Origin of the sequence: Allohoeflea poritis, assembly GCF_027889715.1 — a bacterium.
In the GTDB taxonomy this organism is placed as follows: domain Bacteria; phylum Pseudomonadota; class Alphaproteobacteria; order Rhizobiales; family Rhizobiaceae; genus Hoeflea_A; species Hoeflea_A poritis.
In genome coordinates, this window is record NZ_JAPJZH010000036.1 from 1 (window position 1) to 10,808 (window position 10,808).

A 10,808-nucleotide genomic window follows, 5' to 3' on the forward strand; every position below is an offset into this window, starting at 1 on the left:
CTGGAGCTCGGCCCGCAAACCGAACAGGAAATCCGTCGCAAACTGGAGCAGCAGGTCGAGCAGGACCGTTTCACCGACCTTGATCGGCAGCTTGTCCGGCAAGCCGAAGACGGGCACCTCGACTTGTGGTTTGGGCGGGGCGGGGGCGATCACCAATTGCTGCGGACATTACAGGTCGGGAGGCTGCGTGTTCTGGCACAGCGCGGCCTGGCTGAAGAAACCGCACCAGGCCGGTGGCGATTGTCGCCGGTCCTGGAACAAACGTTGCGACGGGCAGGGGGGCGCGGCGATATCATCAATACGATGCATCGTGGCTTAAAGGCGGCAGGGTTGAATGCCGGGGCCACCGAATACTCCATCTTCGATCCCGGCGATCCGCGAGCCCCTACTATCATCGGTCAGGTCATTGATCGAGGGCTGCATGATGAGCTGAACGACGGTCACTATGTCATGATCGATGCCGCCGACGGTCGCGTCCACTTTGTGTCTCTCTATCCGCATCAGGATATGAACGATCTGCCGCTCGGCAGCATCGTTGAGGTTCGGCCGACGGGGAGGGGTGTGGGAAAAGCGGACCGCACCATTGCAGAAATTGCACGCCGAAACGGCGGCATTTATTCGCCGGAGTTGCATCATGCACATGATGGCGCGGCGTCAGAGGAATTCGTCAAAGCCCATGTGCGCCGGCTCGAAGCTTTGCGGAGACAAAACATTGTTCAGCGGTTCGGCGACGGTTCCTGGAAAATTCCCGGCGACTTCAAAGATCGCGTGACAGCACTTACCGCGAAACGGTCTCGCTATCCCGCTCGCGTGTTTACTCTGTCGTACCTGTCTCTCGACAGGCAGATCAATGCTGATGGCGCCACCTGGCTTGATCAGCAACTGGTCAGTCGAGAGCCGGTTGAGCTTTGCGGAGACAGGTTTGGGTCACAAGCAAAATCGGCACTCCAGTGCCGACAGGAAGTTCTGATCGAACAGGGGTTGGCGGTAAGGCAGGATGAAGGTGTTCGATACAGGCGTAATCTGCTCAGCCTACTGCGCAGGCGTGAACTTGCTGCCGCTGGTGAAAAGCTTGCCACGGAAATCGGACTGTCCTTCGTCGCAACGCCGGACGGAACACATGCTGAAGGCATCTATCGTCGCTCGATTCAACTCGCCAGCGGCAAATTTGCCATCCTGGAGAAATCGAGGGAGTTTAACCTCGTGCCGTGGCGGCTTGTGTTGGAGCGCCAGCGCGGGAAGATGATTCGCGGTGTAGTGCGGGGGGCAACAGCGTCATTCGAACTCTCACGCAAGAGGGGCATCGGATTGAATTGACAAATGCTGGATTTGGCCAGCGCGTAAAAAAATTTGCTGGAGAGACTCTTGGCAGATGAGTCACTTGCCCGGTAAGCAAAACGAAGCACCGGACTGTAATTTCGGCCCTATGCGGTCATTCAGCGAAACGTTCGATATTGCACCGCGCTCTCCCACAAGCAGATGGCCCAATGGGAGATACACAATGCGTATTTGCTTACCAGCATCAAATGCGGCCGGATTAAAAAGCTAGCAACCAAAAAGGGAGAACTAGAAGCGGGTGATCGACAACCATTGCTTGCAGCAGTGCCGTGTCAGCACTAGGGTTGAATAGTCAGTCCGCCCGAATTTTTTAGTTGGATCGACAGCCATACCAAGTTTTTTTGAATTTTGAAATTTCAAGGAGAACTTAGCCATAGCTCAGAAGCTGTTACATACGTCGGACTGGCAGATCGGTAAAGTGTTTCGCTTTGTCGATGACGGCACGAAGGGGCTGCTTCAGGAGGCGCGTCTCGCAGCGATCACTCGACTAGGCGAACAGGCTGTAAAGCACGGTGCTGGTCACGTTCTCGTAGCCGGCGATGTCTTCGACATGGAGGCACTGTCGCCGCGCTCCCTCAATCAGCCGCTGGAACGCATGCGGAATTTGGAGAAGGTAACATGGCACCTCTTGCCCGGAAACCACGACCCCCATCGTCCGCACGGCCTTTGGGATCAGCTCTTGCGACGGGGTGTGCCGGACAATGTAATTGTTCACGCTGAATCAGTACCGCGGATTTTCGAAAGCGACGGTTTGGCCGTGCTCCCGGCACCGCTCCAGTATCGGCGTACGCTTCGAGAACCCACGGCGTACATGGATCAAGCAGAAACCCCGGACGGAATGATCCGCATAGGTCTCGCACATGGAACAGTCACGGGCTTCGGTTCCGATGACAAGGACGTTCCCAACTACATCAGTCCGGATAGGCCGAAGTCTGCGGGGCTGGCATATCTGGCCCTGGGCGACTGGCACGGACAGAAGAAGATTAACGACAAGGTTTGGTACAGCGGCACACACGAGACCGATGCGTTTGATGTCGAGGGTGGCGGACAAGCGCTTCTGGTCGAGATTGAAAGCGCTGGTGCGGTTCCGGTCGTTACGCCGGTAGAGACCGGTCACTACCGGTGGATGACATTCCGCGAGCAGATTAACAGCCGTGAAGATGTTGATGCCCTTGTCACTACCCTGCGCGGCAGTGGCGATGACTTGAACCGGGTTCTGGTGCACCTTTTTGTCGAGGGTGCCGTTTCGCTTCAGGACCGGCAATATTTTGAGGAACAGATCGTTGAACAGGTCTCTGCTGCCTTCTGTTACTTGCGGGTCGATGATACACGGCTCTTCCCGAGTCCCAGCGAAGAAGACCTTGATCAGATCGACCGGGGCGGCTTTGTGCGAACCGCTGCCGATGTCCTGAAGCAGAAGGCCGAGGACATGAGCGATTCCGAGCATGAGGTCGCAGCGCTGGCGCTTCAGCGGCTATACGTCGAGCACATGAAACTGCAGACGAGGAGCCAATGAAAATTCGCTCCATCGCTGTCAATCAATTCAAGAAGTTCACGACGCCGATGTGTCTCGATGATATCGGCGACGGCTTGAACGTTGTTGTCGGCCCCAACGAAATGGGGAAGTCAACGCTGCTCGATGCCCTGAAGGCCGCACTTTTTGAAAAATACAGCTCGAAGGCACAGCCGATTGTCGCTCTACAGAACGACCGCAACCAGGCTGCGCCTGTCGTTGAGCTGGCGTTCGAGGTCGACGACGGGATTTATCGGATCAGGAAACGGTTCGTAAAGAAACCCTACGCTCACCTGTTCTGCCCGGACGGACGAAATCTGGAGGGCGATGAAGCGGAAGTCACGCTGCGTGATCTTCTCGGGTTTGATGAGCCCGGCAAGTCAGGGGCGAAACCCGAAACCCTTGGTATGTGGAATGTGCTCTGGGTTCAGCAAGGCCAATCCTTTGGTGCGCTCGACCTTCCCGACAGTGCGCGCTCGAACCTCCACAGCGCTCTGGAATCGGAAGTCGGCGAGGTTCTGGGCGGCAAGCGTGGAAGGGCGCTGCCCGATGCGGTCGATAAGAAGCTCTCGGAACTTGTCACGTCTACCGGCAGGCCACGCGGGGACTACAAAGAGCTGATCGACGAAGTAGAAACTATGCGTTCCGAACTCGAAGGCTTGAAAAGCCGCCGCAGCGATCTCTCCAAGACCTTGGAAGACCTGGAAGCCGAACAGGAAACGCTCGCGCGCCTTTCATCGGAAGAGCAAGACCAGAAAGTCAAGCAGGAACTGGACGCCGCGCGGACTCGACACGGTGAGCTTGCCAAATTGGAGTCGCGCATTGAGGCGGCGACGACAGATGTTGAGCTGAAGAAGCGCAATCTGGAGCAAGCCGAGCAGGCCCAGGCCGAGCGTCGCGATCTAAAGGAGCAGGTCAAGACCGACGCGGAGGCGGTTGACGCGGCGAAGGAGAAGCTAAACGAGGTTCGCCAGACGGATCGGGAGCTGAGAAAACAGGTCGAGGGCCTTCGCAAAGATACGAAGAAAGCCGAGGATGGTGTCACCGAGGCCGATAAGACTGTGTTGATGGCCCGCCGCGTCCTCACTGCTGTTCAACGCGACGGCCGTATTCGCGAGCTTCAGGAGCGTTACGAGAAAGCCAAAGAGGCCGAAAAGAAGCAAAGGGCTGCCCAACAGGGCGCAGCAGTCATTTTCGTGACCGACGAGAATATTGAAGCGATACGAGATGCCGCGAGGAAACTAGAAACCGCGCGTTCCCGCCTTTCTGCTGCCGCAACCCTCGTGTCGTTCGATATGCCTTCAAACCGATTGTCCAAGATCGAGGTCGATGGAGCGACGCTTGCGGCCGATCAGACGTCGGTGGAAGCGGTCGAGGGAACGACGATCACCATCCCGGATTACGGCAGCATTTCTGTTCAGCCTGCGATCAAAGACCGAGACAGGCTCATCACACAACAGCGCGATGCGAATGACGCCCTCAAGGCTTCGCTTGAAGAGTGCGGCGTCAAATCGGTTGGTGCCGCTGAGGAACAGCTTGCGAAACGCGAGAAGCTATTGCGTGGTGCCGAGCTTGCACGGCAGGAAGCCGCATTGCACGCGCCCGCGACGGACGACTACGACGCCGGTGCGGAACCGCTTGCGGATCACATTGCGGGCCTGAAAACAATTCACGAAGGAGCGCTGACCGATCTTGGGATCGGAAGCTTGCCAACGGAGAAAGAAGCGGAGCAGGCCCTCGCCTCTGCCCAGGAAAGCGCACAGGAAGCAAGGGACACCCTGACCACCGCCCGGGCGGCCCTTGGCGGGCCGGAAGAAGAGATGGGTCGTATCCAGACCGAGTTGGGCAGTGTGAAAACACGATATGACGATGGGAGGGAACGCCTCGAAAAGTTGAAAAAGAGCCTGACTGAAGCCGAAGAGCAGACTTCAGATGACGACCTTGATGCCGGTGTGTCGGTAGCTCGAAAGGAGTTAGCAGATCAGGAGAAGGCTGTCTCCGAGCTTGAAGATCGGCGCGAGGGCGAGACGCTGCCGCAATTGGAGGCGCGGATTTCGCGGTTGGAAACAGCGTTACAGGAGCGTCGTGACAAGCGTTCCGGTCTCAATGAGAAGATTATCGGGTTGCGGTCACATATCGAAGCTCTTGAAGGCGCTGGCCTTGATGAGGACATTCAGCAGAAAGCACGAGAGGTCGAGCTCGCCGACGATCAGCTTCAACGCTACGAGCGCGAGGTGTCCGTGCTTACCCTACTGTTATCGACATTGCGGTCCGCCGAGACCGAAGCGAAAGAGCGCTATCTCTCGCCGGTGCTGAAACGGGTTCGTCCCTACTTGCAGCTCTTGTTTCCCGGCGCTGAGATTGCGATTGACGAGAACCTGCATATCGTCGGTGTCGTTCGTGAGAACGGCTATGAAGAATCTTTCGAACATTTGAGCATGGGAACGCAGGAGCAGATCGCTGTTCTCGTTCGTCTCGCCTTTGCCGAAATGCTTGTCGAGCAAGGTCATCCCGCGACCGTCGTGCTGGATGATGCGCTTGTGTTTTCGGATGATCGGAGAATGGGCCGAATGTTCGATATTCTGAACATAGTCGGGCAGCAGGTTCAGATCATCGTGCTTACGTGTCGTGAGCAACTTTTTGAGGGCATTGGCGGTCGACATTTGTCATTACGGGCAGTCAAAACCGAGGAACTGGTTTCAGCATGACCTGACCAGGAGGTAGCAACATTGAAAATTGCATCTGTTCGCATCGAAAACTTCAGGTCGTTCAAAGACGAAACCATTCCGTTCAATAATTATGCGTGTTTTGTGGGGCCGAACGGAGCGGGTAAATCGACGGTTTTGACTGCCCTAAATGTTTTCTTTCGTGAGTCCAATGGTCTCCCTACCGACTTGAGTCAGCTAGAAGATGAAGACTTCCACTGCAAGGAAACGGATGAGCCGGTCAAGATCACCGTCACATTTAAGGACCTGGACGAGGAAGCCACAGAAGATTTTTCTGACTACGTACGGCAGGGCCAACTGGTTGTATCTGCTGTGGCAACCTTTGACCAAGCTATCGGGAAAGCAGATGTGAAGCAGTACGGACAGCGGCTCGCAATGCTCGCCTTTGCGCCGTTTTTTAAGGCCTTGGATGAAGGCAAAAAAGTTGCAGAGTTAAAGGACATATACAGCGGAATAAGGAGCGGTCACGAGGAACTCCCGGCTCCAGGCACAAAAGATGCCATGATTCGGGCTCTTCACGAATACGAGGCTGGTCGACCTGAACAGTGCGAACTCATACCGAGCGAAGATCAATTTTACGGATTTTCGAAGGGCACAAACCGTCTGGCCAGACATGTTCAATGGGTTTATGTCCCGGCGGTCAAAGATGCTACATCCGAGCAAGTTGAGGCTCGAAATTCCGCGCTTGGCAAGTTGCTGGCAAGAACAGTTCGCTCAAAGACAAATTTCGATGAGTCAATGAAGAAATTGCGAGCTGATATGCAGCAGCAATATCAGGAGCTTCTGGATGGAAGCCAGGATGTTCTGAACGAAATTTCCAAATCACTTCAATCTCGCCTCTCGGAGTGGGCGCATCCCGACGCTCGTTTGCGGCTTCAGTGGAAGCAGGACCCAGACAAGTCAGTGCGTGTTGAAGAGCCGTGGGCGCATATTCTTGCAGGGGAAGGCGATTTTGAAGGCGAACTCGCGCGGTTCGGGCACGGTCTACAGAGATCTTATCTTCTTGCCTTGTTGCAGGAACTTTCTGGCACTGAGGCTGGTGAGAGCCCCACATTGATTCTGGCTTGTGAGGAGCCTGAGTTGTATCAGCATCCGCCACAGGCTCGCCATCTTGCTGCAGTTCTGAACAAGCTGAGTCATGGAAACTCGCAAGTGATCGTTTCGACCCACAATCCGTGGTTTGTTTCCGGAGAAGGATTTGAAGACGTTCGTATGGTCCGTAAGGAAGACGGAAGTCCACGTTCTATGGTCTGCCATATGTCGTTTAAAGACATAGCGGAAGCTGTCGGTCAAGCAACTGGCGAAGAGCCCACTAAACCCGAAGGCGCTCTTGCAAAGATACATCAGGCTTTGCAACCTGCCCTAAATGAAATGTTCTTCACTCGCAGGCTTATTTTGGTCGAAGGTCTTGAAGACGTGGCATATTTGCAGGCGTACTTTAATCTGCTCAACAAGTTGGATGATTTTAGGCGCTTGGGATGCCATATCGTGGCTGCAAATGGGAAAAGTGAACTGCTTAGACCTCTAGTGATCAGCAATTATATGAAGATACCAACGTATCTCGTGTTCGATTCCGACGCTGATAAGCCTGACCGAAATGGAAGTAAGGCCAAACATGAGAAGGATAACAAGGCACTGTTTAGACTTGCTGGAGGGGATGAGAAAACACCGTTTCCTGATGAGACTGTTTGGGGTACCGGTTTCACGGCATGGCATTCGGATATCGGCGCCATTGTGAAAGACGAAATTGGCGCAGAAGATTGGGCCAAATATCGAAATGCAGCGGATCAGCGGTATGGACACGTTGGTGATCTGAAAAAGAACTTTCTGCACATCGGAGCAAGCCTCGCTTTTGCTTGGGAAGACAAAAAGCAGTCAGAAAGCTTGGCAAAGCTCTGCGCAAGCGTTCTTGAGACCGACAACTTTGTGCCATTCGCCTGATTTTGTTCGCTGCTCCGTGTGTTTTGCACCGACCAAAACAAATTTTCTCGCATAACAAATTCGCGCCGTTTTAGCAGCCGCTTTTGTGAAATATGGATGTCCGATTTAGTAGAATTCGATCCGTAAGTTTACCTGTGCGCCGAAAGTTGGTTATCCTCCCAGCACAGCCATTAAAGGTATCGGGAAAACACATACGAACTGACCATGTTATACGGTGTGATTCTCCACAGCGCGACGGACCCAAACACGAATTTCAATCTCAAAAAATTGGTTGGTAATGGGCGTAAGGGCTGTAACGGTTAGCAACAATCATTTCCTCTAGTTTCTTTCCTTTTGATAGTCATTCCCTAACTTGTATTTCTTGGACCAAGTTGGAACCTATCCCATTGATTAATAGCTGATTTTTCCGCGATCTTGCGTCTACTTCAACAGACCTTCGGGTCCTCAGGTGGCGGAAGAACGATGTCCCCAACCAAGCTTTTAATCGGCCAAATCCTGATCGTCTTTGCGATTGTCATCGGCACGGTCTGGAGCGCGACGCAGTGGGCGGCAGGTCAGTTAGCTTTTCAAGCGGGGCTCGGTCCGGCCTGGTTCGAGATCGCCGGATATCAGATCCATTTGCCGTGGCGGCTGTTCCAGTGGTGGTATGCCTATGAGGCCTACGCGCCATCGGTTTTCAATCGGGCAGGTGCGGTGGCCGCCTCCGGTGGTGTTCTAGGTGTCAGCGTGGCAATCGCCGGTTCACTGTGGCGCGCCCGGCAGTCGCGCTTGGTTACCACCTACGGTTCATCGCGCTGGGCGGATAATGCGGATGTCAACCGCTCCGGCCTGTTCGAGACGGCGGGGGTGTTCCTCGGCTCCTTCAAACGCAACTATCTGCGCCATGGCGGGCCCGAGCATGTCTTGTGTTTTGCGCCGACCCGCTCGGGCAAGGGCGTCGGGCTGGTCATCCCCACACTGCTGACTTGGCCGCACTCGGCCGTCATCCACGACATAAAGGGCGAAAACTGGCAGCTGACGGCCGGCTGGCGCTCCAATTTTTCGCACTGCCTTTTGTTCAACCCGACGGACCCGAAGAGCGCCAAATACAATCCGCTGTTGGAGGTGCGTAAAGGCCGTAACGAGGTCCGCGACGTCCAGAACATCGCCGACATCCTGGTGGACCCGGAAGGGGCATTGGAACGGCGGAACCACTGGGAAAAGACCAGTCACGCGCTGCTGGTCGGCGTTATCCTGCATGTGCTCTACGCCGAAGAGGAAAAGACACTTTCCCGCGTGGCGGCCTTTCTCTCCGACCCATCCCGTTCGTTTGAACGGACGCTGCGGGCGATGATGAGCACCAATCATCTCGGAACCGACGAGGCGCCACAAGTCCATCCGGTGGTGGCGCAGGCTGCGCGCGAGCTCCTGAACAAGTCCGAGAACGAGCGCTCCGGTGTCCTGTCGACGGCGATGTCGTTTCTTGGACTTTATCGCGATCCGACCGTTGCCGAGACCACATCCCGGTGCGAGTGGCGCATTGCCGACCTGATGGACGCGGAGCGACCGGTATCGCTCTATCTTGTGATCCCACCGTCGGACATTTCGCGCACGAAGCCGCTTGTCCGCCTGGTACTCAATCAGATCGGCCGCCGGCTCACGGAAAGGCTCGGGGGCCAGGCCGGCAAAACACACCGGTATCAGCTGCTGATGATGCTGGATGAGTTTCCGGCACTGGGGCGCTTGGACTTCTTCGAAAGTGCGCTCGCCTTCATGGCTGGATACGGGGTGCGCAGCTTCCTGATCGCCCAGTCGCTCAACCAGATCTCCAAGGCCTACGGCGAACACAATTCGATCCTCGACAATTGCCATGTCCGGGTCTGTTTCGCCACGAATGACGAGCGCACGGCAAAACGTATCTCGGATTCGCTTGGCACGGCGACGGAACTGAGGGCCCAGCGCAACTATGCCGGCCACCGGCTCGCCCCATGGCTTGCCCACGTCATGGTATCCCGTCAGGAGACGGCCCGTCCGCTGCTGACACCCGGCGAAGTCATGCAACTGCCGGCGGACGAGGAGATCGTCATGGTCTCCGGCCGGCCGCCGATCCGGGCAAAGAAGCTGCGCTATTTCGAAGACGGCAACTTTACCCGTCGGGTGTCCTCCCCGCCCGACCTGGCTTGGTCGGATTCGGGGGATGGTCCCTATGCGGATTGTCCGCCGCCACGTCCAGACGATTGGTCCGGACAGGTGCGGAGCACTCATGCTGACCTTCACAAACCCTGGTCCGATCTGATTGCAGGCGGTGACGATGATGACGGCGGCCTCAAGCGCCATCCCGCTTTGCCGGAAGAATCAACGATTCAGCAAGAGCCCGATCATACCCCGGATAAAGGCTTACTGGACGACGACTTCGACACGGCCGCCGCCAAACAGATCGACCGACTTGCAAACAGTTCTGCAGTCGTTCGGCGCGCCCACGGCATGAATACCGGTGTCGGGGACCAATCCGACGACGACCTGCTGCCGAGTTTTTGAGGAGCGTTCCCATGAAACCCCGTCTTAACGTCCACATCTCCCATAAGCTCTCGGAAAAGGTCGAGCTTATTGCCAAGCGCCCAGGCGTGACCAAGGCTTCGGTCGTTGAAGCCGCACTCATGGGGTTCTTCTCCAAGGAGTTCGACGATCAGCGTGACGGCGCGCTCATTCGCCGGCTGGACCGGTTGACTCGGCAATATGACCGGCTGGAGCGGAACCTTACGGTCACCACCGAAACGCTGGCGCTGTTCGTCCGCTTCTTCCTGACCGTAACACCGCCCTTGCCGAACGCGGATCAGGATGCCGCCCGCGCACTCGGCAAGGAGCGCTTCGAATATTTCACCACGCGGCTCGCACGCCGGCTCGCCGGCGGCAAGAACATGATCAAGGACGTGCTCGAGGAAATCAGCGCGAAAGAGGGGGACTTCTTCACGCCTGAGGAGATCGATGCCCTGCGTGCCGTGCGCGAAGGCCTGTCGGTCCATGACGGCCCGCCTGACGGGAAGATGTCCGATTGGGAATTGTCCCAGGGGGAGGCGGTTGATGAGTAACCGTCTCCACACATCCACCATCGAACGCCAGCGCGTCATGCTGCGGACCGCCATGGGGCCGGCGATCGCTTCGGCCCTCAGTGATCCGGCGGTGATCGAAGTGATGGTCAATCCGGACGGAAGGTTGTGGCTGGACCGGCACGGCGAGGGCCGGATCGATACCGGCCAGACGATTGCAGCTTCCGAGGCGGAACGCATCATCCGGCTGGTCGCCAGCCATAT

Annotated in this window: 6 protein-coding genes and 1 pseudogene; all 7 read left to right on the forward strand. The window is 56.3% G+C overall.

Annotation, left to right across the window (positions count from 1 at the left end; translation table 11 throughout):
- A partial coding sequence (locus OOZ53_RS26050; RefSeq protein ID WP_271092727.1) for a DUF3363 domain-containing protein occupies window positions 1-1,317 on the forward strand: 1,317 nt, incomplete at its 5' end.
- 406 nt (window positions 1,318-1,723) lie between these two features.
- Window positions 1,724-2,854, forward strand: coding sequence for a metallophosphoesterase family protein (locus OOZ53_RS26055; protein WP_271092733.1), 1,131 nt, complete (start codon window positions 1,724-1,726; stop codon window positions 2,852-2,854).
- Window positions 2,851-5,559, forward strand: a complete 2,709-nt coding sequence (locus OOZ53_RS26060) for an AAA family ATPase (RefSeq protein WP_271092729.1) — start codon at window positions 2,851-2,853, stop codon at window positions 5,557-5,559. The genes OOZ53_RS26055 and OOZ53_RS26060 overlap by 4 nt, the downstream gene beginning before the upstream one ends.
- Window positions 5,560-5,580: 21 nt before the next feature.
- Window positions 5,581-7,518, forward strand: a complete 1,938-nt coding sequence (locus OOZ53_RS26065) for an ATP-dependent nuclease (RefSeq protein ID WP_271092730.1) — start codon at window positions 5,581-5,583, stop codon at window positions 7,516-7,518.
- Between the two features lie 462 nt (window positions 7,519-7,980).
- The gene (locus OOZ53_RS26070; protein WP_271092731.1) at window positions 7,981-10,035 is read left to right on the forward strand and encodes a conjugal transfer protein TraG; all 2,055 of its coding nucleotides are present in this window, start codon (window positions 7,981-7,983) and stop codon (window positions 10,033-10,035) included.
- Window positions 10,036-10,046: 11 nt separating this feature from the next.
- The gene (locus OOZ53_RS26075) at window positions 10,047-10,586 is read left to right on the forward strand and encodes a CopG family transcriptional regulator (protein WP_271092732.1); all 540 of its coding nucleotides are present in this window, start codon (window positions 10,047-10,049) and stop codon (window positions 10,584-10,586) included.
- A pseudogene (locus OOZ53_RS26080) lies at window positions 10,579-10,808 on the forward strand (P-type conjugative transfer ATPase TrbB); the annotation flags it as partial. The gene OOZ53_RS26075 and the pseudogene OOZ53_RS26080, both read left to right, overlap by 8 nt.